Raw genomic sequence first — 21,026 nt, 5'->3', positions numbered from 1 at the left:
CCGGGCCGGGTACGGCCGACGCCGGGATCCTCCCAGCCGGGACGGGGCGCGCGCCAGGGGTGTCAGGCGGCCAGCCGCCCCGGATGCCACTGGCCGCGCGCCCGGAGCACCTCGCGCAGACCGGTGACGTTGTCGGTCATCACGCCGTCCACGCCGAGATCGAGCAGGCGCTCCATCTCCCGGGTGCCGTTGACGGTCCACACGTGGATCTGCATGCCGAGGGCGTGCGCCGTACGGACCAGCGCGGGGGTGGTGACCCGCAGCCCCCGGAAGCCCACGGGCACCTGCGCGCACGGCACCCCGGCGCGGGCCAGGCGGGTCAGCAGGCGCCCGTAGGCGGAGGTGGCGGCCGCGGCGCGCAGGGCGGCGACGCCGCGCGGGCCGAGGGCGGAGCACACGTCCCGGCCCATCGCGGCGCGGGCGCGGGCCAGCCGCTCGTCGGAGAAGGAGGTCAGGCAGATCCGGTCGTAGGCGTTGGTCCGCTTGACCACCCTGGCCAGCGGGGCGATGGCCTCCGCCTCCTTGACGTCGATGTTGAAGCGCGCCTCGGGCCAGGAGCCCAGCAGCTCCTCCAGGAGCGGGATCTCCTCGGCGCCGCCGATCCGCGCCTCGCGCACCGTCCGGTACGGCAGCGCGGAGATCCTGCCGCTCCGGTCGGTCACCCGGTCCAGGGTGTGGTCGTGGAAGGCGAGCAGCACGCCGTCGGCGGTGGCGTGGGCGTCGGTCTCCAGATAGGTGTAACCGAGCTCCACCGCGTGCGCGAAGGCCGCGTAGGTGTTCTCCCGGCCCTCCAGCGCTCCGCCCCGGTGGGCGAAGGCGAGCGGGACGGGATGGTCGAGGAAGGCGTAACGGCGCTGCACGTGGAGGAGTATGCCCGGTGCGGGCGCGGCTCGTCATCGCGCCCGGGTGAACGTTTGGATTACGGGTCCCAAAACCGCTCCGCCACCGCACCGCCGTACCGCACTTGTGAGTCTCCGGACCTGGGCATGTGATCCCTTGACACCGCCGTGACAGCGTGACGCAAGCGCGCTCGGCCACCCTGGACTCCATCGACCGAGAACGGGGAGTGCGACCATGAAGGCCCTCATGCAGGAGTTCAGCGTGCCGGACCGCTACTGCGGCCCGAAGGGGATGGCGAACGGGGGATGGATCTCAGGCCTGGCGGCCAGCTACCTTCCGGCCGGCGGCGCCGTCGAGGTGACGTTGCGGGCGCCGACCCCGCTGGGCACCGGACTGCGGGTCGAGCGGGAGAACGGCCGCGTCACGCTGTTCCACGGCGACAGGCCGCTCGTCGAGGCCAGGCCGGTGGACGACGAGCTGACGCCCCCGCCGTTCGTCTCCCTCCACCAGGCCACCGTGGCCGCGCGGAGGTTCCTCGGCGCCGAGAGCCATCCCTTCCCCACCTGCTTCGTCTGCGGCGACCGTGAGCCCGGGGACGGCATGCGGATCCATCCGGGACCGGTCGGCGGTGTGCCGGACACCGTCGCCGCGCCCTGGTTCGCCCATCCGGAACTGGCCGAGTGGTCGGCGAGCATGCCGCTGACCCACGTGTGGGGGGCGCTCGACTGTCCCACGGGCTGGGCGCATCTGGAGCCCGGCGGGGTCGCTCTGCTGGGCAGGCTCACGGCCCGGACGTACCGGCGGGTCGTTCCCGGCAGGACCTACGTGGTCGTGGCGCGCAGGGAAGGGCGGGAGCGGCGCAAGCTCTTCGCGAGCGGGGCGGTGTACGAGGTGGACGGCAGGCTGGTCGCCGCGAGCCGCGCCACCTGGATCGAGATCTGAACCAGGCGGGCCGGCGTCCCGGCCGGGCGCCCGCCGGCCCGGCGATCGATCAGGTGCCCGTTCTCTGACGGGTCCTCGCCAGGGCCGCCGCGGCGCGCTCATCGGGACTGGTGCCGCCCCAGACCCCGTGCGCCTGGTGGGTGTTGATGGCGTAGTCCAGGCATTGGGCCCGCACCGGGCAGCGGCGGCACACGGCCTTGGCGTGCTCGTGCTGGATCTGCCCCGGACCCTGGGGCGAAATGGGAAAGAACAGCTCCGGATCCTCGCTGAGGCAGGCGGCCCGGCGAGACCAGTGAGTGATGAAAGAAATGTCAGCGTGAGAAGGCATGGTGAATCCAATGAGTCGTGGGGAAAACCCGACCACCGTCGGCCCAACTGCTCATTCGGATGCCCCTGCCTGTCGGGTTCATACGATTTGGGGATAGAAAAATCGGCAAAATCGGGGCGGGGAAAACATGATCGTCGTTGCTGGAAGCCTCGGCGTTTCATGACGGGGACCGGTGGGGAACCGGTGGGTCACGACCGGCGCAGCAGGGCGATGACCGCCCGTTCCACGTCGCCCCGGGTGGCCAGCTGGCCGAACTCCGCGTCGGCGCCGAGCCGGGTGAGCGCCCGCGCGACGGTCCGCCCCTTCTCGTAGGCCTCCACGATCCGGGGGTCCACATAGGAGGCGCGGGCGACGGCGGGGGTGTTGCCCAGATAGCCGGCCACCTCCTTCATCACCCTGGCCACCGCGCGCCGCCTGCCGTTCCTGGAGCGCACGGGGGAGGAGACCGCCAGGCCCACCGCGGCCAGCACGGTCCCGTGCCAGGTACGGAAGTCCTTCGCCGAGACCTCGCACTCGAACGTCTCGCGCAGGTAGGCGTTGATGTCGTCGCTGCGCACGTCCGTCCACCCGGAGCCGTTCTCGTAGCGCAGCAGTTCCCCCTCCTGGCCGGTCCGGTGCAGGGAGGTGACCACCGCGCACACGTCCGGATCGATGATCTCCACCTTGCGGTGCTTGCCGCCCTTGGCCGGATAGGAGCAGACGACGCGGCCCGCCGCGCAGGTGACGTGCTCCATCCGCAGCGTGGCCAGCCCGAACGAGTCATAGGACTCGCCGCCCACCCGGAAGAAACCGATGTCGAGCATCCGGGCCGCCGCGGCGAGCACCCGCTCGCGCGTCAGCTCCGGCTGCTCCAGGTGCTCGGCGACGCGCTTGCGGAACGCGGGCAGCCGCTCGGCCATCTCCAGCACCCGGTCGAACTTGATCCGGTCCTGCTCCTCGCGCCAGACGTCGTGATAGCGGTACTGCCGCCGACCGGCCGTGTCGGTGCCGACCGCCTGGATGTGCCCGTTCGGCGCGCGGCAGATCCACACGTCGGTCCAGGCCGGCGGGAGCGCCAGCGCCTTGATCCGGTCGAGGGTGCGGCGGTCGCGGACCTGCCGCCCGTCCGGATGGTGGTAGCTGAACCCCCGCCCTCTGCGGCGGCGGATGATTCCGGGCTCGGCGGGATCACTCTGGCGCAGTTCGGTCACCGGCACCTCCTACCCACGGAGAAGGGACACATGAGGGGCGGGACTCGCGATCGTGCGCGAGGGACGTGGGGGGGTGTGCGGGGCCCCGGCCGGGCTCGTAAACGACGGGCCGGGAAATGGGAATGCGGACGGCGGGAACGTGTGGCGGATCCGGGAGAACGCCGCTCCGCGATGTTCGATCGTTCGGCGGACATATCGCTGATCGGGGAGGTTCCCATGGAAAAACTGACCGACGATGCCAAACAGCTGCTCCGGCGGCCGGTGCACGGCTGGGCGACCACCGTGCGCCCGGACGGCTCCCTGCACAGCACCGTGGTCTGGGTGGACGTGGACGGAGACGACGTCGTCTTCAACACGGCCGTCGGCCGGGCCAAGGAGAAGCACCTGCGCGCCAATCCGCAGGTCTCGGTGAGCGTCCTGGACCCGGAGGACGCCTTCCACCTGGTGAGCGTCTCCGGCGTCGCACGGCTCGAACTGGAGGGCGCCGACCGGGTCATCGACGGGCTGGCGAACAAGTATCTCGGCGTGGACACCTACCCCTACCGCCAGCCCGGCGAGCAGCGCATCACGGTCCGGGTGACCCCGGACAAGGTGATCTTCAGTCCGGGCGGCTGAGGACCCGGCGGGGGAAGGGAGATCACCGCGGGGACTAGCATGTCGCCCTGGACCGTGACGACGGAGGGGCTGGGTGTTGAAGGATCGCCAGATCTTGAAGGATCTCGGGGACGGGTTCCACGCCTTCTGGCGGGAGCGCCACCTGTGCACGCTCACCACCATCCGGAGCGACGGCACCCCGCACGTCGTCCCGGTGGGGGTGACCCTGGACGCGGCCACCGCCACGGCCCGGGTGATCTCCTCGGGCGGGTCCCGCAAGGTCCGCAACGTCCTGGCGGCGAACGAGGCGGATCCGGAGGGCGCGGTGGTCGCGGTCTGTCAGGTGGACGGGCGGCGCTGGTCGACGCTGGAGGGACGCGCGGTGATCCGCTCGGACCGCGCCTCGGTCGCCGACGCCGAGCGCCGCTACGCCGAGCGCTACAAGCCGCCCCGGGAGAACCCGTCCCGCGTCGTGATCGAGATCCAGGTCACCCGGGTGATGGGCAATGTCTGACCTGAGGCCCGCCGACGCGGTCGCCGTCGTCGGCATCGGCGCCGACGGCTGGTCCGGTCTGTCGCAGACCGCTCGCCGGGAACTGCACGCCGCCGAGGTCCTCATGGGCAGCGCCCGGCAGCTCGCCCTGGTCCCCGAGCCCACCGCCGAGCGGGTGGTGTGGCCCTCGCCGCTCCTGCCGGAGCTGCCCGGCCTGCTGGAGGCCCACCGGGGCCGCCGGATCTGCGTGCTGGCCAGCGGCGACCCCATGTTCCACGGAATCGGCACGACGCTGGTCCGCCTGCTGGGCCCGGGCCGGGTCCGGGTGCTGCCGCACCCGTCGTCGGTCTCGCTGGCCTGCGCCCGGCTCGGCTGGGCCGTCGACCAGGTCGAGGTCGTCAGCCTCGTGACGCGGCCGGTCGAGGCGCTGAACTCCGTGATCCACGAGGGCCGCCGGGTGCTGGTCCTCGGCGCCGACGGCACCTCCGCCGCCCGGGTCGCCGTCCTGCTCGCCGCCCGCGGGTACGGCGGCAGCCCGATCACCGTCCTGGAACGGCTCGGCGGCCCCGAGGAGCGCGTGATCACCGGGGTGGCGGGCGGCTGGGACCTGCCGGCGACCCAGGACCTGAACATCGTGGCCGTGGAGTGCCGGGCCGACCCCGGGACGGTGCCGTTGCCGTGCGTCCCCGGCCTGCCGGACGCGGCGTTCGAGCACGACGGGCAGCTCACCAAGGCCGAGGTGCGCGCGGTGACCCTGGCCCGGCTCGCGCCCGTCCCCGGTGAACTGCTGTGGGACGTCGGAGCCGGGGCGGGGAGCGTCGCCGTCGAGTGGATGCGCGGCCACCGGGCCAACCGGGCCGTCGCCGTGGAACGCGACCCCGACCGCGCCGCCCGGGCCGCCCGCAACGCCGCCGGGCTCGGGGTCCCCGAACTGAGCGTGGTCAACGGTCCCGCCCCGGCCGCGCTCGCCGGTCTCCCGCGGCCCGACGCCGTCTTCGTCGGCGGCGGGGTGACCGCGCCCGGAGTGGTGGAGGCATGCTGGGAGGCGCTGCGGCCGGGCGGGCGCCTGGTGGCCAACGCGGTGACCGTCGAATCCGAGGCGGTCCTGGCCTCCTGGTACGGCCGGCTCGGCGGCGACCTGGTCCGGTTGGCGGTCAGCCGGGCGTCCCCGGTGGGCGGCTTCACCGGCTGGAGGCCGCTGATGCCCGTGACGATCTGGTCGGTGGTCAAACCGGAGGAGGGCCGGTGACCGTGCGGGCACGGATTTTCCCGGTGACGGCGATGGAAGAGATCCGGCGGGGCACGCCGGGGGAGGACGGGCGATGACGGTCCGGTTCATCGGGGCGGGGCCGGGCGCCGCGGACCTGATCACCGTGCGGGGCCTGCGGGCGTTGCGGACCTCGCCCGTGTGCCTGTACGCGGGGTCGCTGGTCCCCGCCGAGCTGCTGAAGGACTGCCCGCCCGGCGCACGTCTGGTGGACACCGCGCGGATGGCGCTGGACGAGATCGTGGCGGAGATGCTCGACGCCCACGCGGCCGGGCACGACGTGGCCCGGCTGCACTCCGGCGACCCGTCGGTGTTCAGCGCGGTGGCGGAGCAGATGCGGCGGCTCGACGCGGCCGCGGTGCCGTACGAGGTGATCCCGGGCGTGCCCGCGTTCGCCGCCGCGGCGGCCTCGCTCAAACGCGAGCTGACCGTGCCCGGGGTGGGCCAGACCGTCGTGCTGACCCGGACCTCCGTACGGGCCACCCCCATGCCCGAGGGCGAGGACCTGGACACTCTCGGCAGGAGCCGGGCCACGATGGTGCTCCACCTGGCCGTGCAGCGCATCGAGGAGGTCGCCCGGGAGCTGGTGCCCAACTACGGCGCCGACTGCCCGGTGGCCGTGGTGGCCAGGGCCAGCCGCGACGACGAGGTCGTCCTGCGCGGCACCCTCGCCGACATCGCGGACCAGGTCCGCGCCGCCGGGATCGTCCGTACCGCGGTGATCGTCGTCGGCCGCGTCCTGACCGCCGCGGAGTTCCCCGACAGCCACCTCTACTCCGCCGCCCGCTGCCGAGCGTGAGGACGCCTCCGGTCACGCGGTCCTCTGCGGCTCCGCCTGGGGGATGCCCAGACCGGTGCACAGCTCGCGCGGGGTTGACGCGCTCCCGGGGGCGCGTATCTTCCGTTTAGGAAAGTTTCCTAAGAATTATCTCTGTTGAACCTCCCCGCGTTCGAGGCGCGAACCGGGGCGTACGGAACGTGAAACGGCCATCCGTCACCAGTACGAGGAGAGATATGAGAAGAACCCTGCGCTTGCTCGCCGCGACCGTGCTCGCGGCGGGAGCCGTCACCGTCGGGTCGGGTGTGCTGAGCCCGGCGTCGGCAGGGGCCGGTGACTGCGACTACGCCCTGGGCCAGAACTCCTTCTCCGCCCGATGCGCGACCAGCGGCCCCGCCTACGAGTTCCGTGCGTGGGTCCAGTGCGTCAACGGCCGCAGGGACGGCGGCTGGGTGGCGGCCAACAGCGGCCAGTGGAGCGTGGCGAGCTGCGGACCGTGGTGGATCGACCGCCTGAGCTACGGCATGGACGTACGCCCGCTCTCCTGACGCGCACACGCCTTCCGCGCCCCGCGGCCTCAGCGCCCTGTGATCTCGGCGCGCCGCTCGTAGCGCGCGCGGGCGAGGCCGTGGGCCGTGCGCAGCAGCTCACGTGTCGCCTCTCCGGTGCGCGGGCCCGGGTTCACCACCGCCAGCCAGCCGACGGTGCCGTAGACGGGGTGCGCGATCACGGTGTCGTCGGAGCCGGAGCCGGAGCCGGAGCCGGAGCCGGAGGTGGGGTCGGAGCCGGAGCCGGGGGTGGGGTCGGTCCCGGCGGTGGCCGGTTCGCGCGGCGCGTGACCGGTCCACCGGACGAACGCCTCCTTCCCGGCGTTGACGTTCACGCGGAAGGCGCCCGGCCGGTCCAGGCGCGACGTCTCGTCGCCGGGGTAGTCCTTGGTCACGACCGTCGCGAAGGGCTGGGTCGTCGTCGGGACGACGCCGTCGGGGGAGTAGTAGAAGAACGTGTCTCCCCAGGCGATCTCCGGCGAACCGTCGCCGGGCCCCGGCCTGAGGGTCAGGACGCCGTCGAGGCCGTCCACGAAGCCGATGATCTCGTCCATGGTCATGGCTCCAGCGTCGCATTAAAGTCCTCGTGGAGGCTTCGTGGCTGATCTTCAGGGACTCCAGGGCGTCAGGTCTCAAATCGAGGGATATGCGAACGGTCGACGTCGCGCGGCGTGCCGGATACTCCGTGCAGCAGGTGCGCAATCTGGAGCGCGACGGTGTGCTGCCGCCGGCGACGCGCACCGCCTCGGGCTACCGGGTCTACGGAGAGATCCATCTGCAGTCCGCGCTGGCCTACCGGGCCCTCGCGGCGGGCATCGGCCCGGTCGAGGCCAAGACGATCGTCCGGGCCGCCCACCGGCCCCCCGCCTCGCGGATGCTGGCCCTTCTCGACGCGGCGCACGCCCGGCTCCACACGGAACGCGCGGAACTGAGGCAGGCCAGGGAGGCCGCCCAGGCGATCTCCGGTGAACCGATCGACGACGTACGCCCCTCGGACTCGATGAGCGTCTCCGAGCTCGCCGCCGCCCTCGGCGTGCGGCCCTCGACGTTGCGGCACTGGGACGCGGAAGGGCTGGTCGTCCCCGACCGCGACTCCGGGCGGGGAGCGCGGCGGTACACGCCGGCCCAGGTACGGGACGCACGGATCGTCCACCAGCTGCGCAAGGCGGGCTACCGCATCGAACCCCTCCGGGCGCTCATGCCGGAGCTGCGGCGCGCCCGCCGGCTGGAGGAGGCCGCCTCCGCGCTGGCCGCCAGAGAGGCCGGCATCGCGGCCCGTTCCAGAGCCCTCCTCGACGGCGCCGCCGCACTCAGCGCCGTGCTCTCGCTCGCCGCCCCGGTGCCCCGCGGCTGAACAGCCGTTTCCCCGGCCCGGTCCTTCCACAGGGGACGCACGGGTCCGCCCGGCTCAATGGAACCGTCCCGCGCGCTCAGGATCCCGCGCGCTCAGGATCCCGCGCGCTCAGGATCCCGTGCGCTCAGGCACGGCCGACGATCACGCCCGCGCGGTCGACGACCACGACGTCGACGGCGACCGGCGCCTCGCGGAGCACGGCCTCGGCGGTACGGCGGGCCCGCTCGGCGACCAGGTCCCCCAGGGGGAGATCCGCCTCCTGGCACAGGCGCAGCGCGTGCAGGGCCGTGTTCGCGGCGCGGACCCGCCCGGCCAGGGCGTCGTCCCCGCCCGCCGCGCGGGCGAGCCCGGCCAGCAGGTCCGGGTTGACCTGGGAACGGCCCGAGTGCAGGTCGAGATGCCCGTCGGCGAGCTTGGAGAGCTTGCCGATGCCGCCGGCGATCGTCAGCCGGGGAACGGGATGCCTGCGCAGGTACTTCAGCACGGCCCCGGCGAAGTCGCCCATGTCGAGCAGGGCGTCCTCCGGCAGGCCGTACAGCTCGGCGGCGACCCGCTCGGAGGTGCTCCCGGTGCAGCCCGCGACGTGCGCGTACCCCGCCGCGCGGGCCACGTCGATCCCCCGCCGGATGCTGTCGATCCAGGCCGAACACGAGTACGGCACGACGATGCCGGTCGTGCCGAGGATGGACAGGCCGCCCAGGATGCCCAGCCTCGGGTTCCACGTCCTGCCGGCCAGCTCCTCGCCGTGCTCCACGGAGATCTCCACGACCACGTCGCCGGTCCCGCCGTGCCGGGCGGCCACCTCGGCGACGTGCTCGCGCATCATCCGCCGGGGCACCGGGTTGATCGCCGGCTCGCCCACCTCCAGCGGGAGGCCCGGCTTGGTGACCGTGCCGACGCCGGGTCCCGCGGCGAACACCACGCCGCTGCCCGGGACGCCGTGCCGTACGGTCGAGGAGATCAGCGCGCCGTGCGTCACGTCGGGATCGTCGCCCGCGTCCTTGACCACCGAGGCCGTCGCCGTACCGTCCGCGAGGCCCTCCCGCGCCAGCGCGAACGCCGGGCGCTGCCCCTTCGGCAGGACGATCTCCACCGGGTCGGGGAAGTCGCCGGTCAGCAGGGCGGTGTAGGCGGCGGTGGTCGCCGCCGTCGCGCACGCGCCCGTGGTCCAGCCGTGGCGCAGGGGCGCGCTCACCGCTCGCCCGCCGGCCGGTACGGTGTCCCGGTGCCGCGGGACAGGACGGGACGGACCCCGGCGTCCCCCGGAGCGAGACCCCGGGGGGCCGGGGAGGGGAGGAGCGAGATGTCCCGTGACGTGAAAGGCGTGGGAGAGGTGGGGGAGTGCTGAACGTCCTGGTGCTGGGCGGCACCGACGAGGCGAGGAGGCTGGCCGCCGCGCTCGCCGGGCGGGCCGGGACGCACGTGGTGTCCTCGCTGGCCGGGCGGGTGCGCGACCCGAAGCTGCCGGTGGGCGAGGTGCGCGAGGGCGGCTTCGGCGGCCCGGCCGGGCTCGCCGCCTGGCTGGCGGGACGCCGCATCGACGTCGTCGTGGACGCGACGCACCCGTTCGCCGCCCGGATGACCGCCTCGGCGGCCGAGGCGGCCCGCGCGACCGGGCTCCCGCTGCTGATCCTGCGCAGGCCCGGCTGGCGGCCGGGCCCCGGCGACGACTGGCGCCCGGTCCCGTCGCTGGAGGCCGCGGCCGAGCTGCTGCCCGCGCTGGGGGAGCGGGTGTTCCTCACCACCGGCCGCCGCAGCCTGCCGGTCTTCGCGGGCCTGGACGGGCTGTGGTTCCTGGCCCGCTCGGTGGACCCGCCCGAGCCGCCGCTGCCGCGCCGGGCGGAGATCCTGCTCAGCCGAGGCCCGTTCACCGTCGAGGGCGAGCTGGCCCTGATGCGGGAGCACCGGATCGACGTGCTGGTAACCAAGGACAGCGGCGGGCGGATGACCACGGCCAAACTCCACGCGGCCCGCGAGCTCGGCCTGCCGGTCGTGGTCGTACGGCGCCCGCCCGCGCCCGGCGGCGTGCCCGCGGTGGAGACCGTCGAGGAGGCGGTCGCCTGGCTGGAGTCCGTCGCTCACGCCGGACAGCGCCGGAGGGGTCATGCCGGGTAGCGGCGGGGGGTGAAGACCACCCGGCGGCCGTCGCCCCGCTCGGCCACCCGCGTGGTCGAGGACCCCACCAGCAGCAGGCAGCGCATGTCCACCGCCGCCGGATCCAGCTCGGCGAGAGTGGTCACCGTCATGCTCTCCTCCGCCCCGCCGACGTTGCGGCCGATGACCACCGGGGTCCGCGGGTCACGGTGCTCCAGCAGCAGGTCGCGGGCGGCGGCCACCTGCCAGGTCCGGCTCTTCGAGGCCGGGTTGTAGATCGCCAGAACCAGGTCCGCCCTGGCCGCCGCGCGGATCCGCTCGGCCACCACGTCCCACGGCTTGAGCAGGTCCGACAGCGACAACACGCAGTAGTCGTGGCCGAGCGGCGCCCCCGCCCGGCTCGCCACCGCGTGCGCCGCGGTCAGGCCCGGCAGCACCCGCACCGGGACACCGGAGAAGCGGGGCTCGCAGGCCACCTCCAGTACGGCGCTCGCCATCGCGAACACCCCCGGGTCGCCCGAGGAGACGACCGCCACCCGGGACCCGGCCAGGGCCAGCTCCAGCGCGTGCGCGGCCCGCTCGGCCTCGACCCGGTTGTCGGTGGCGTGCCGGCGCTGGCGCGGGTTGGGCGGGACCCGGTCCAGGTAGGGGCCGTACCCGACGAGCTCGTCGGCGGCGGCCAGCGCCTCCTGCGCCTCCGGCGTCAGCCACGGCCGCCCCGCCGGGCCCAGCCCGACCACCACGACCTCACCGGTCCGGTCCGCCCGGCCGGTCGTACCCGCCGTCCCCGTCCGGTCCGCCGTCTCCGCCCGGTTCCTCGCGCCGGTCCGGTCCTGACCGTCCGTCCCGGCCGCCGCGGCGGGGTCCGTACCCGGCCCCTTCAGGCCCGCCGGCGCGGGCAGGTCCGCGTTGACCGGGCTGGTGATCAGGGCCAGCGAGAAGTACGGCACGCTGTCCGGATCGACCTCGGCCAGCGGGGCCAGGCGCTGGCCGCCGGTGGTGGCGCGCTCCACGTACCAGGCCTCGCCGAGGCGGCCCGCCTTCTCCAGCGCGTCGCGGACCTTGGTGAACGTCCGGCCGAGCTTGAGCACCGCCGCCGAGTCCGTGGCGGCCAGCCGCTCGGCGAGGACCTCGGCGGGCAGCGTGCCGGGCAGGATCGTCAGCGTCTCGTCCCGCTCGACCAGCGGCCGCCCGAGGACGGCCGAGGCCCCGCTCACCGAGGTCACGCCGGGGACGACCTCGGTGACGTAGCGGTGCGCCAGGCGCTTGTGCATGTGCATGTAGGAGCCGTAGAAGAGCGGGTCGCCCTCGCACAGCACCACCACGTCGCGCCCGGCGTCCAGGTGGGCGGCCAGCCGCAGCGCGCACTCGGCGTAGAAGTCGTCGATCGCCCCCTGGTAGCCGCCGGGATGGTCGGTGGTCTCCGTGGTGAGCGGGTAGATGAGGGCCTCCTCGATCTGCCCCTCCCGCAGGTACGGCGCGGCGACCGAGCGGGCGATGCTCCGGCCGTGCCGGGCGCTGTGATAGGCGATCACGTCGGCCTCGCCGAGGAGCCGGGCGGCCTTGACGGTCACCAGTTCGGGATCGCCGGGGCCGAGCCCCACACCCCAGAGCCGCCCCGCCGGGTTCGTATCAGTCATCACTCTTCCTCGCTGGCGATCGCGTTGACGGCGGCGGCGGTCATCGCGCTGCCGCCGCGACGGCCGTGCACGACCAGGTACTCCAGGCCCGCCGGGTGCTCGGCCAGGGCCTGCTTGGACTCGGCGGCGCCGATGAAACCGACCGGGACGCCCAGGACGGCGGCCGGCCGCCCGGCGCCCTCCCCGACCATCTCCAGCAGCCGGAACAGCGCGGTCGGCGCGTTGCCGATCGCCACCACCGAGCCCTCCAGCCGGTCCCGCCACAGCTCCAGGGCGGCGGCGCTGCGCGTGGTGCCCAGCCTCTCGGCGAGCTCCGGCACGCGCGGGTCGCCGAGGGTGCAGACGACGTCGTTGGCGGCGGGGAGACGGCGGCGGGTCACCCCGGAGGCGACCATCATGGCGTCGCACAGCACCGGGGCCCCGGCGTCCAGCGCGGCCCGCGCCGACGCCACGACACCGGGCGACCAGCCGAGGTCGGCGACCAGATCCACCATCCCGCAGGCGTGGATCATACGGACCGCCACCCGGGCGACGTCCTCGGGCAGCCCGCCCAGGTCGGCCTCGGCGCGGATGGTGGCGAAGGAACGGCGGTAGATCTCCGCGCCGTCGCGGACGTAGTCGATCACTTTTCCCCTCTGGCGGCCGCCACCGCGGCCGCGGTCTGTCCGATGTCGGTAAAGGTCAGGCTCCGGTCGTCCAGATCCACGCGGTAGCCGTCGTCGGTCGCGACCACCTCCACGACCCGCCCCCTGGGACGGCCGCAGCGCCGCTCACAGCCCGCCCAGTGCACCGGGAGCGTACCGCCCTCCGCCCCGGGCGAGCCCCGGCCCTCACCCACGGGCCGCTCCCCGCCTCCGGGCGGGGACGACCTCTCGGGGCCGGAGCCGGAGGCGACGGTGGTCGCGATGGCAGTGGCCGCATCGGACTGGACGTCGGTCAGGGACTTGGCGCATCCGGGACGGCCGGTGCAGGCGCTCACCCCGTCCCACGCGGATCCGGGGGCGGTCACCAGCCCCGCGCCCGAGAGCGCGGCGATCGCCGCCTCGGACTCGGGACGGGTGAGGCCGGGAAGCACCACTCCTCGCCACGGCGTGAGCCGTACCTCCCCCGAAGCGGCGGCGTCCGCGAGCAGTCCGGCCTGGGCGGAGGTCAGCCGTCCCAGCGGCACCGTCACCCCCAGGGCGACGCGGCCGTCCCGTCCCGGGATGATCCCCACGGGCCCCCGGACGGCGTGCCGGAGCCGTACCGGCTCCCCGGAACGGAGACCGAGAGCAGCGCGGACCCGGGTCGTCACCGCGGCGGGGCCGCCGGGCAGCTCCCCGATCCGCCAAGCGGTGACCGCGCGGGCGGACAGCTCCGCCAGGAACGCCTCGGCCACGGCGAGCAGCGCGGGCACCGCGCCGTCCCGGGGCACGCGCAGGCCGCTGTCGGCGCCCGCGATGATCAACGCGACCTCGTCCAGCGAGTCCGCCCCGCCCAGCGAGTCCGTCCTGCCCGTCCCGTCCGCCCCGTGCGCCGCGCCCGTCTCATCCGCGTCGACCGGCGACGTTCCGGCGTCGGCGCCGAGTCCGGCGACGTCGCCCCGGCCGTCGTCGAGGGCGAACAGGAACCGTCCGGGAAGCCCGGCCAGGGCCGGACGGGAGCACAGCCGCCGGTCGAGTTCGGCGACCAGGGGTCCGACGTCCATCGCGCCCGCGTCGTCGCAGCCGGTCAGCGGGGAAGCCAGGATGTTGCGGACCCGCTCGTGGGTGGAGGAGGGCAGCAGCCCCGCCCGCGCCATCCGATCTGCGAAACCGGGTACGGCCTCGCCTGCGGTCCCCGCTCCGGACTCCTGCCCCGCGTCCGCCCCGGCGGCCGCGCGGCCCTCGTTCTCCACACCCACCCGGCTCCGGAGACCGCGCACCTGGACGTTGGCGCGGGAGGTCAGCTCGATGACGCCGGTGCCGTACCCGGCCGCCGCGAGGGCGAGTTCGCGCAGCTGGGCGGCTGTGAGCCTGCCCCCGGGCACGCGGACGCGCGCCAGCCCCCCGTCGGCGGCGGCGTGGACCTGGAGGGCCCCCGGGCACGCGTCGAGCCTGGTTCGTCCGGATAAGTCGAGATTGACCACGCAGAGGATGCTAAGGGGTGTGCTGTGAATCCTCACCGGAGCGGGACGCCGGTCGGGCGGCCGCGGGAGACAAGAAGGCGCACAGCACACCCTTTGTCACCGATTTCCCGTGAGGACCGGTCTGCCGTAGTCTCATGGTCATCGATGGCAGAGGGAGGAAGCCGGTGCGAATCCGGCGCGGTCCCGCCACTGTGACCGGGGAGCGAACCCCACCACGGCCACTGTCCGGCGACGGATGGGAAGGCCGGGGGGAGCACTGATCCGGGAGCCAGGAGACTCCGGCCGTCGTGTCCGACCACGACCCGGGGCGAGGACCCCGAGGGAGGAAACCGCCGTGTGCTCTTCGCCGTCCCCCCGCCCTTCCGCGACCGCCGCGCCGGGCCGTGCCGCGATCGCCGCGCCGGGCCGTAGCGCGACTCCGGCGGAGCGTGACGCGTGATCCTCCTGCTCTCGACCTCCGACACCGACCTGCTCAGCGCCCGCGCCGGCGGCGCCGCCTACCGCCTGGGCAACCCCGCCCGCCTCGCCGCCGAGGACCTGCCGCCGCTGCTGGAGGGCGTGGACCTGGTCGTGGTCCGGCTGCTGGGCGGCCGCCGCGCCTGGGAGGAAGGGCTGGACCTCCTGCTCGCCGGGGACCGGCCGGTGGTCGTGCTCGGCGGCGAGCAGGCGCCCGACGCCGAGCTGATGGAGCTGTCCACCGTGCCCGGCGGCGTGTGCGCCGAGGCGCACGCCTACCTCGCCCACGGCGGCCCGGTCAACCTCACCGAGCTCCACCGGTTCCTGTCCGACACCGTGCTGCTCACCGGTCACGGCTTCGCCACGCCCGCCCCCACCCCGTCGTGGGGCGTGCTGGAGCGTACGGCGCGCCGTATGGAGGGGCCGGTCGTCGGGGTCCTGTACTACCGGGCCCACCACGTGGCCGGGAACACCGCGTTCGTCGAGACCCTGTGCTCGGCGATCGAGGACGCGGGCGGACGGGCGCTGCCCGTCTACTGCGCCTCCCTCCGTACGGCGGAGCCGGAGCTGCTGGCCGTCCTGCGGCAGGCGGACGCCCTGGTCGTGACGGTGCTCGCGGCCGGCGGCACCCGCCCGGCGACCGCGTCGGCCGGCGGCGACGACGAGGCGTGGGACGTCGGGGCGCTGGCCGAGCTGGACGTGCCGATCCTGCAGGGACTCTGCCTGACCGGCAGCCGCGCCGCGTGGGAGGCCAACGACGACGGCCTCTCCCCGCTGGACGCCGCCACCCAGGTCGCGATCCCCGAGTTCGACGGCCGGATCATCACGGTGCCGTTCTCGTTCAAGGAGATCGACTCCGACGGCCTGACGGTCTACGCGGCCGACCCCGAGCGGGCCGCGCGGGTGGCCGGCATCGCGGTGCGGCACGCCACGCTGCGGCACGTCCCGGCGGCGGAGCGGCGGATCGTGCTGATGCTCTCGGCCTACCCCACCAAGCACTCGCGGGTCGGCAACGCCGTCGGCCTGGACACCCCCGCGAGCCTGGTGCGGCTGCTGGCCGCGATGCGCGGGCACGGCTACGACATCGGCGCGGACGGCGAGCTGCCGGGCGTGGCCGGGCAGGACGGCGACGCGCTCATCCACGCGCTGATCGCCGCGGGCGGGCAGGACCAGGAGTGGCTCACCGAGGAGCAGCTCGCCGCCAACCCGGTGCGCATCGCGGCGCGCGACTACGCCGCGTGGTACGGCACGCTCCCGCAGGATCTGCGGGACGGGATCGAGCGGCACTGGGGAGCGCCCCCCGGCGAGCTGTTCGTGGACCGCTCGCGCGACCCCGAGGGCGAGATCGTGCTGGCCGCGCTCCGGGCCGGCAACGTCGTGGTGATGGTCCAGCCGCCGCGCGGCTTCGGCGAGAACCCGATCGCCATCTACCACGACCCCGACCTGCCGCCCAGCCACCACTACCTGGCCGCCTACCGCTGGCTGGCCGACGGGTTCGGCGCGCACGCCGTGGTGCACGTCGGCAAGCACGGCAACCTGGAGTGGCTGCCCGGCAAGTCGGCCGGGATGTCCGCCTCCTGCGGCCCCGACGCGGCCCTCGGCGACCTGCCGCTGATCTACCCGTTCCTGGTGAACGACCCGGGCGAGGGCACCCAGGCCAAGCGCCGCGCCCACGCCACGCTGGTGGACCACCTGGTCCCGCCGATGGCCCGGGCCGACACCTACGGGGACATGGCCCGCCTGGAGCAGCTCCTCGACGAGCACGCCTCCATCGCCGCCATGGACCCCGCCAAGCTCCCCGCCGTCCGCGCCCAGATCTGGACCCTGATCCAGGCCGCCCGGCTCGACCACGACCTGGGGGTCGAGGACCGCCCGCACGACGCGGAGTTCGACGACTTCCTGCTGCACCTGGACGGCTGGCTCTGCGAGGTCAAGGACGTCCAGATCCGCGACGGCCTGCACGTCCTCGGCGCGGCCCCGGAGGGCCGGGCCCGCGTCGACCTGGTGCTGGCCATGCTCCGGGCCCGTCAGATGTGGGCCGGCGCCGAGGCGCTGCCCGGCCTGCGGGAGGCCTTGGGCCTGGTGGAGGACGGCAGCGCGGGCCGTACCGGAACCGACGAGGCCGAGACCCTGGCCCGCTCCCTCGTCGAGGCCATGGAGGCCCGAGGCTGGGATCCCGCGGCCGTCCCCGAGGTGACCGCCGCCGTCCTCGGCTCCGCCTCGGAGCCGGAGGACGCTCCCACCGGTGCGGAGATGCGGGTCCAGGCAGCCGCCGCTCAGCCGGGGGCGCAGCCGGGTTCCGAGGCGGAGCCGAGGGCGGGCACGCGGGCGGACCGGGGGCTGGTGGAGCGGATCCTGCGGTTCGCGGCGACCGAGGTCGTGCCGAGGCTGGCGCGGACCACGGACGAGATCGGCGCGATCCTGCACGCCCTCGACGGCGGGTACGTGCCCGCCGGGCCGAGCGGCTCCCCGCTGCGCGGGCTGATCAACGTGCTGCCGACCGGCCGGAACTTCTACTCCGTCGACCCCAAGGCCGTGCCGAGCAGGCTGGCGTGGGAGACGGGGCAGGCCATGGCCGACTCGCTCCTGGAGCGCTACCGGGCCGACACGGGGGACTGGCCGCGCTCCGTCGGGCTGTCGGTCTGGGGGACCAGCGCCATGCGTACCGCGGGCGACGACGTGGCCGAGGTGCTCGCGCTGCTCGGGGTCAGGCCCGTCTGGGACGAGGCGTCGCGGCGGGTCACCGGCCTGGAGGCGATCCCGGCCGCCGAGCTGGGCCGCCCCCGCATCGACGTCACGGTCCGCATCAGCGGCTTCTTCCGCGACGCGTTCCCGCACGTCGTGGCGATGCTCGATGACGCCGTACGGCTGGCCGCGGGCCTGGACGAGGCCGAGGAGGACAACTACGTCCGGGCCCACGTGCTGGCCGACGCCGCCCGGGGCGACCGGGCCGTCTTCCGGATCTTCGGGTCCCGTCCCGGGGCCTACGGCGCGGGGCTTCTGCCGCTCATCGACAGCCGCAACTGGCGCGACGACGCCGACCTCGCCGAGGTCTACGCCGTCTGGGGCGGGTTCGCCTACGGCCGGGGCGTCGACGGCGTCCCGGCGCGCGAGGACATGGAGAGCGCCTACCGGCGCATCGCCGTGGCGGCCAAGAACGTCGACACCCGCGAGCACGACATCGCCGACTCCGACGACTACTTCCAGTACCACGGCGGCATGGTCGCCACCGTCCGCGCCCTCACCGGCCGGGCCCCGGCCGCCTACATCGGCGACAGCACCCGCCCGGACGCCGTCCGTACCCGGACGCTCTCGGAGGAGACCTCCCGGATCTTCCGCGCCCGGGTGGTGAACCCGCGCTGGCTGGCCGCCATGCGCGGGCACGGCTACAAGGGGGTCTTCGAACTCGCCGCCACCGTCGACTACCTGTTCGGCTACGACGCCACCACCGGCGTCGTCGCCGACTGGATGTACGACAAGCTCGCCGAGGCCTACGTCCTGGACCCGGAGAACCAGGCGTTCATGGCCGAGTCCAACCCGTGGGCGCTGCACGGCATCGCCGAGCGCCTGCTGGAGGCCGCCGACCGGGGTATGTGGGAGCACCCGGACCCGGACGTCCTGGCCGCTCTGCAGGAGGTCTACCTCAAGACGGAGGGGGACCTGGAAGACGGCCGGGGATAGCCCGCGCACCGGAGGAGACCGGGCGCGGGTCCGGGGATCAGTCCGGGAACCTCGCCATGGTCTCCACCGGCGGCAGGAACACCGCGACCGTGAGAACGGCCGGCCGGAGGACCACCTTCCCGAACGGTTGACGTCGCACAGCCACCTCCCTCCGCCACCGAGCCGACCGTACGGCGGAAGCGGAGCCGGGAAATGTCGGTGGCGGCGGCGAGAATCCTTCCGGTGGCACAGACGGAGACACCCGGAGGGATCCACACCCATGGCCACGTTCGTTCTGATCCACGGCGGCGGAGGAGTCGCCTGGCAGTGGCACCTGCTCGACCCCGAGCTGCGGGCGCGGGGCCACGAGGTCGTCGCCGTCGACCTGCCGCTCGCGGACGAGAAGGCGGGGCTGGCCGAGCTGGCCGACGCGGTTGTCGAGGCCGTCGGCGGGCGCACCGACGTGGTCGTGGTGGCCCACTCCTGGGGCGGGTTCGTCGGACCGCTGGTGTGCGACCGGCTCGGAGCCCGCCTGCTGGTGATGCTGGCGGCCATGATCCCCGCGCCGGGCGAGCCCCCGGGCGACTGGTGGGCCGCCACCGGGTTCGAAGGCCCCGGCGACGATTCGGCCGCCGCCTTCTGCCACGACCTCCCGCCCGCCCTGGCCGAGGAGGCGATGCGCCGGACCCAGGACCACGCCGAGCGTTCACTGGTCGAGCCCTGGCCGCTGACCACCTGGCCCGATGTGCCGACCAAGGTCCTGATCTGCGGCGACGACCGGTTCTTCCGCCCGGAGTTCATGCGCAGGATCGCACGCGAACGCCTGGGCGCCGCCCCCGAGGAGATCGGCGGCAGCCACATGGTCATGCTCTCGCGCCCGGAGGAGCTGGCCGCACGCCTCGACGGCTACGTCCGCCCGTGAGGCCGTCCCCGGCGGGGGACGGCGATGCGGGGGCGGCGGGGGCGGCCGATCCGGCACTGTGAAAATTCGGGTGCCTCGGATCGGCAGGTCTGTGACCATGGAACGGTGACGACCTCCTACCGGCCGTTCCGGTGGGACCTGGTCCGGCGCGACCGGCTCGGCACGCTCCTGGACGGCCGGCCCCAGCCCGCCCTCCCGTGGCTGGAACCGCTGATCGAGGCCGCGGCCAAGGTCCTGGCCCGCAGCGGGGACGGCGACCTCCACTTCGTCGGCCGCTCCGCCGACAGCATCTTCGACCTGCTCTCCGGCGCCCTGGCCGGCACCTCGCGGTCCGGCCGGATCAACCTGCTGCCGTTCTCCTACCGGTTCGAGGAGCCACTCCGCCCTCACGAGGTCCGGCAACTGCGAGTCAACCTGGAGGCGCTGGGCGTCAGTCCGTACGACCTGGCTCGCCGGACCCGACCAATCGTCTTCACCGATCTGGTCTACGGGGGCCACACCTTCACCCACCTGTACGGCTTCCTGCGCGAGTGGATCGCCGACGAGCACGAGACGTGGCATGTCATTCGCCGCAAACTACGCTTCATGGGCATCACCTCGCGAACGAAGACCAGTCCCAACACCTGGCGCTGGTGGGAACACGCCGACTGGACCAGGGAACTGCCCCGCAGTGCCGTGACCAACGTGTCCGTCCACCGTTACCTGTGGAGCTACCTCGGCGACAACCAGGAGAAGATCACCCCGTCCTTTCGGCGGGACCGCTGGGCCGATGAGACCGTCACCCGGCCCCGGCACACTGAGAAGGCCGTCGACGCCCTGGCCGAGGCCGTCGCCTACGTCGAGCGGGGCCGGAGCCGACCGGTGCGCACCGCGCTGGCCCGCCGCCTGGCCGCCGAACCGGCCTTCTCCGAGGCCTGGCTGCGGACGCTGGCCCTGGAGCTCCGCAGGGGATCTCCCTGATCACATTAGCGGAGGGCGCTTCGCGGGATTGCCGGGGAAAGGCGTGGACGCCCGGCAGGCGGGGGGGAGCGGGCCCCGCGTCACTGGCCGGCCAGGAGCGCCTCGAAGGGCGTGGGGTTGTCGAACGGGTCGGCGGTGAGGGCTCGCGGACGCTGCGCGACCAGGTCGGCCAGCTCGCCGGCGGCGCGCCGGATGCGCTCGCTCAGCGCTGCGCCGGTCGCATCGCCGCCGGCCCAGTCCTCCGACGCGGCGAACACGGCGGTGGGGGCGACGACGGCCCGCAGGTAGGCGAACAGGGGGCGCATCCCGTGCTCCAGGGCCAGCGAGTGCCGCGCGGTCCCGGCGGTCGCGCCCAGCAGCACGGGCTTTCCGGTCAGGGACTCCCTGTCGAGCACGTCGAAGAAGGTCTTGAACAGGCCGCTGTAGGAGGCGGAGAAGATCGGCGTGACGGCGATCAGCCCGTCGGCGCCGACCACCGTGTCGATGGCCGCGCGCAGGGAGGTGTTCGGGAAACCGGTGACGAGGTTGTCGGCCAGGTCGCGGGCGTGCGCTCGCAGTTCGACGACCTCGGCGGTGGCGTCGATCCCCCGCGTGGCCAGTGCCTCGATGCCGGCCTGCGCGAGCCGGTCGGCCAGCAGCCGGGTGGACGAGGGGACCGACAGGCCGGCGCTGACGACGACCAGGGTGCGCGTGCTCATCGGGCCCGCACCTCCTCGCGGGACTGGCCGGTCACGTCGTCGGCCGCCGCGTACACGGTGGCGTCCTCGGCGCCGCCCGCCGCGGCGACCCGGGCGGCGTGGGTGGGCGCGTCGGGAACGTGGGCGGGCCTGAGCGCGGCGAACTCCTTGCGCAG

Annotated in this window: 20 protein-coding genes and 1 riboswitch; of the genes, 11 read left to right on the top strand and 9 right to left on the bottom strand. The window is 74.3% G+C overall.

What is annotated here, in order from left to right; genetic code table 11:
• Nucleotides 1-62: 62 nt before the first annotated feature.
• Nucleotides 63-860, bottom strand: coding sequence for a glycerophosphodiester phosphodiesterase family protein (locus IEZ08_RS34320; protein WP_068923949.1), 798 nt, complete (start codon nucleotides 858-860; stop codon nucleotides 63-65).
• A gap of 214 nt (nucleotides 861-1,074) precedes the next feature.
• Between IEZ08_RS34320 and IEZ08_RS34315 the strand changes: the two genes are divergently transcribed.
• A complete protein-coding gene (locus IEZ08_RS34315) occupies nucleotides 1,075-1,782 on the top strand; it encodes a hotdog family protein (RefSeq protein ID WP_189243844.1) in 708 nt (235 codons plus the stop codon).
• 49 nt (nucleotides 1,783-1,831) lie between these two features.
• On the opposite strand, the gene IEZ08_RS34310 is transcribed toward IEZ08_RS34315, so the two are convergent.
• Both IEZ08_RS34310 and IEZ08_RS34305 read right to left on the bottom strand, forming a co-directional pair.
• Nucleotides 1,832-2,110, bottom strand: a complete 279-nt coding sequence (locus tag IEZ08_RS34310) for a WhiB family transcriptional regulator (RefSeq protein WP_068923947.1) — start codon at nucleotides 2,108-2,110, stop codon at nucleotides 1,832-1,834.
• A gap of 188 nt (nucleotides 2,111-2,298) precedes the next feature.
• Nucleotides 2,299-3,300, bottom strand: coding sequence for a DNA topoisomerase IB (locus IEZ08_RS34305; protein ID WP_176728524.1), 1,002 nt, complete (start codon nucleotides 3,298-3,300; stop codon nucleotides 2,299-2,301).
• 216 nt (nucleotides 3,301-3,516) lie between these two features.
• Here IEZ08_RS34305 and IEZ08_RS34300 point away from each other — a divergent pair, with 216 nt between their 5' ends.
• The 5 genes from IEZ08_RS34300 to IEZ08_RS34280 all read left to right on the top strand — a co-directional run bounded on the left by IEZ08_RS34300 (nucleotide 3,517) and on the right by IEZ08_RS34280 (nucleotide 6,980).
• A complete protein-coding gene (locus tag IEZ08_RS34300; RefSeq protein ID WP_068928868.1) occupies nucleotides 3,517-3,915 on the top strand; it encodes a TIGR03618 family F420-dependent PPOX class oxidoreductase in 399 nt (132 codons plus the stop codon).
• A 94-nt stretch (nucleotides 3,916-4,009) separates the two neighbouring features.
• Entirely contained in the window at nucleotides 4,010-4,408 is a 399-nt protein-coding gene (locus tag IEZ08_RS34295; protein ID WP_275424752.1) for a pyridoxamine 5'-phosphate oxidase family protein, read from the top strand.
• Nucleotides 4,401-5,636 carry a bifunctional cobalt-precorrin-7 (C(5))-methyltransferase/cobalt-precorrin-6B (C(15))-methyltransferase gene (locus IEZ08_RS34290; protein WP_068923946.1) on the top strand — a complete coding sequence of 412 codons (1,236 nt, stop codon included), beginning with the start codon at nucleotides 4,401-4,403 and terminating at the stop codon, nucleotides 5,634-5,636. Before IEZ08_RS34295 ends, IEZ08_RS34290 begins: the two co-directional genes overlap by 8 nt.
• Before the next feature lie 73 nt (nucleotides 5,637-5,709).
• Nucleotides 5,710-6,453 (top strand): precorrin-4 C(11)-methyltransferase, encoded by a 744-nt coding sequence (gene cobM, locus IEZ08_RS34285; protein WP_068923945.1) that lies wholly within the window; start codon nucleotides 5,710-5,712, stop codon nucleotides 6,451-6,453.
• Nucleotides 6,454-6,668: 215 nt separating this feature from the next.
• On the top strand, nucleotides 6,669-6,980 hold the full coding sequence (locus IEZ08_RS34280; protein ID WP_141704091.1) for a hypothetical protein: 312 nt from the start codon (nucleotides 6,669-6,671) through the stop codon (nucleotides 6,978-6,980).
• A 29-nt stretch (nucleotides 6,981-7,009) separates the two neighbouring features.
• Here IEZ08_RS34280 and IEZ08_RS34275 read toward each other — a convergent pair whose 3' ends face one another.
• Complete coding sequence (locus IEZ08_RS34275; protein WP_189243843.1) at nucleotides 7,010-7,540, bottom strand: DUF6194 family protein; 531 nt, start codon at nucleotides 7,538-7,540, stop codon at nucleotides 7,010-7,012.
• An 86-nt stretch (nucleotides 7,541-7,626) separates the two neighbouring features.
• On the opposite strand from IEZ08_RS34275, the gene IEZ08_RS34270 reads away from it, so the two are divergent.
• Entirely contained in the window at nucleotides 7,627-8,334 is a 708-nt protein-coding gene (locus IEZ08_RS34270; protein WP_068923942.1) for a MerR family transcriptional regulator, read from the top strand.
• Between the two features lie 124 nt (nucleotides 8,335-8,458).
• Here the strand turns inward: IEZ08_RS34270 and IEZ08_RS34265 are convergent, their stop codons facing one another.
• The gene (locus IEZ08_RS34265; RefSeq protein WP_068923941.1) at nucleotides 8,459-9,529 is read right to left on the bottom strand and encodes a cobalt-precorrin-5B (C(1))-methyltransferase; all 1,071 of its coding nucleotides are present in this window, start codon (nucleotides 9,527-9,529) and stop codon (nucleotides 8,459-8,461) included.
• 149 nt (nucleotides 9,530-9,678) lie between these two features.
• On the opposite strand from IEZ08_RS34265, the gene IEZ08_RS34260 reads away from it, so the two are divergent.
• The gene (locus tag IEZ08_RS34260; RefSeq protein ID WP_203863623.1) at nucleotides 9,679-10,449 is read left to right on the top strand and encodes a cobalt-precorrin-6A reductase; all 771 of its coding nucleotides are present in this window, start codon (nucleotides 9,679-9,681) and stop codon (nucleotides 10,447-10,449) included.
• Here IEZ08_RS34260 and IEZ08_RS34255 read toward each other — a convergent pair.
• Genes IEZ08_RS34255 through IEZ08_RS34245 form a run of 3 tightly spaced genes read right to left on the bottom strand, consistent with a single transcriptional unit; the run spans nucleotide 10,437 to nucleotide 14,175 of the window.
• The gene (locus tag IEZ08_RS34255; RefSeq protein WP_068923939.1) at nucleotides 10,437-12,068 is read right to left on the bottom strand and encodes a precorrin-2 C(20)-methyltransferase; all 1,632 of its coding nucleotides are present in this window, start codon (nucleotides 12,066-12,068) and stop codon (nucleotides 10,437-10,439) included. The genes IEZ08_RS34260 and IEZ08_RS34255 overlap by 13 nt on opposite strands.
• A complete protein-coding gene (locus IEZ08_RS34250) occupies nucleotides 12,068-12,694 on the bottom strand; it encodes a precorrin-8X methylmutase (protein ID WP_068923938.1) in 627 nt (208 codons plus the stop codon). The genes IEZ08_RS34255 and IEZ08_RS34250 overlap by 1 nt, the downstream gene beginning before the upstream one ends.
• Complete coding sequence (locus IEZ08_RS34245) at nucleotides 12,691-14,175, bottom strand: ferredoxin-like domain-containing protein (RefSeq protein WP_189243841.1); 1,485 nt, start codon at nucleotides 14,173-14,175, stop codon at nucleotides 12,691-12,693. The genes IEZ08_RS34250 and IEZ08_RS34245 overlap by 4 nt, the downstream gene beginning before the upstream one ends.
• Nucleotides 14,176-14,274: 99 nt before the next feature.
• Nucleotides 14,275-14,476: riboswitch (cobalamin riboswitch) on the top strand.
• Between the two features lie 134 nt (nucleotides 14,477-14,610).
• Here IEZ08_RS34245 and cobN point away from each other — a divergent pair.
• The 3 genes from cobN to IEZ08_RS34230 all read left to right on the top strand — a co-directional run bounded on the left by cobN (nucleotide 14,611) and on the right by IEZ08_RS34230 (nucleotide 20,173).
• Entirely contained in the window at nucleotides 14,611-18,312 is a 3,702-nt protein-coding gene (gene cobN / locus IEZ08_RS34240) for a cobaltochelatase subunit CobN (protein ID WP_189243840.1), read from the top strand.
• Nucleotides 18,313-18,571: 259 nt separating this feature from the next.
• On the top strand, nucleotides 18,572-19,213 hold the full coding sequence (locus IEZ08_RS34235; protein ID WP_068923935.1) for an alpha/beta fold hydrolase: 642 nt from the start codon (nucleotides 18,572-18,574) through the stop codon (nucleotides 19,211-19,213).
• Nucleotides 19,214-19,318: 105 nt separating this feature from the next.
• Nucleotides 19,319-20,173, top strand: coding sequence for a hypothetical protein (locus IEZ08_RS34230; RefSeq protein WP_189243839.1), 855 nt, complete (start codon nucleotides 19,319-19,321; stop codon nucleotides 20,171-20,173).
• Between the two features lie 80 nt (nucleotides 20,174-20,253).
• Here the strand turns inward: IEZ08_RS34230 and IEZ08_RS34225 are convergent, their stop codons facing one another.
• Entirely contained in the window at nucleotides 20,254-20,871 is a 618-nt protein-coding gene (locus IEZ08_RS34225) for an FMN reductase (protein WP_189243838.1), read from the bottom strand.
• Between the last annotated feature and the right edge of the window lie 155 nt (nucleotides 20,872-21,026).

The organism is Planobispora rosea (genome assembly GCF_014648175.1).
Classification (GTDB): domain Bacteria; phylum Actinomycetota; class Actinomycetes; order Streptosporangiales; family Streptosporangiaceae; genus Planobispora; species Planobispora rosea.
Note: the sequence above shows the minus strand (reverse complement) of the source record. Positions and strands in the feature narration are given on the sequence as shown.

Excerpts from the sequence above, each read along its gene's own strand:
- IEZ08_RS34315 (WP_189243844.1), top strand. The coding sequence starts at position 1,075 with ATGAAGGCCCTCATGCAGGAGTTCAGCGTGCCGGACCGCTACTGCGGC.
- IEZ08_RS34310 (WP_068923947.1), bottom strand. The coding sequence starts at position 2,110 with ATGCCTTCTCACGCTGACATTTCTTTCATCACTCACTGGTCTCGCCGG.
- IEZ08_RS34300 (WP_068928868.1), top strand. The coding sequence starts at position 3,517 with ATGGAAAAACTGACCGACGATGCCAAACAGCTGCTCCGGCGGCCGGTG.
- IEZ08_RS34290 (WP_068923946.1), top strand. The coding sequence starts at position 4,401 with ATGTCTGACCTGAGGCCCGCCGACGCGGTCGCCGTCGTCGGCATCGGC.
- cobM (WP_068923945.1), top strand. The coding sequence starts at position 5,710 with ATGACGGTCCGGTTCATCGGGGCGGGGCCGGGCGCCGCGGACCTGATC.
- IEZ08_RS34280 (WP_141704091.1), top strand. The coding sequence starts at position 6,669 with ATGAGAAGAACCCTGCGCTTGCTCGCCGCGACCGTGCTCGCGGCGGGA.
- IEZ08_RS34275 (WP_189243843.1), bottom strand. The coding sequence starts at position 7,540 with ATGACCATGGACGAGATCATCGGCTTCGTGGACGGCCTCGACGGCGTC.
- IEZ08_RS34270 (WP_068923942.1), top strand. The coding sequence starts at position 7,627 with ATGCGAACGGTCGACGTCGCGCGGCGTGCCGGATACTCCGTGCAGCAG.
- IEZ08_RS34255 (WP_068923939.1), bottom strand. The coding sequence starts at position 12,068 with ATGACTGATACGAACCCGGCGGGGCGGCTCTGGGGTGTGGGGCTCGGC.
- IEZ08_RS34235 (WP_068923935.1), top strand. The coding sequence starts at position 18,572 with ATGGCCACGTTCGTTCTGATCCACGGCGGCGGAGGAGTCGCCTGGCAG.
- IEZ08_RS34225 (WP_189243838.1), bottom strand. The coding sequence starts at position 20,871 with ATGAGCACGCGCACCCTGGTCGTCGTCAGCGCCGGCCTGTCGGTCCCC.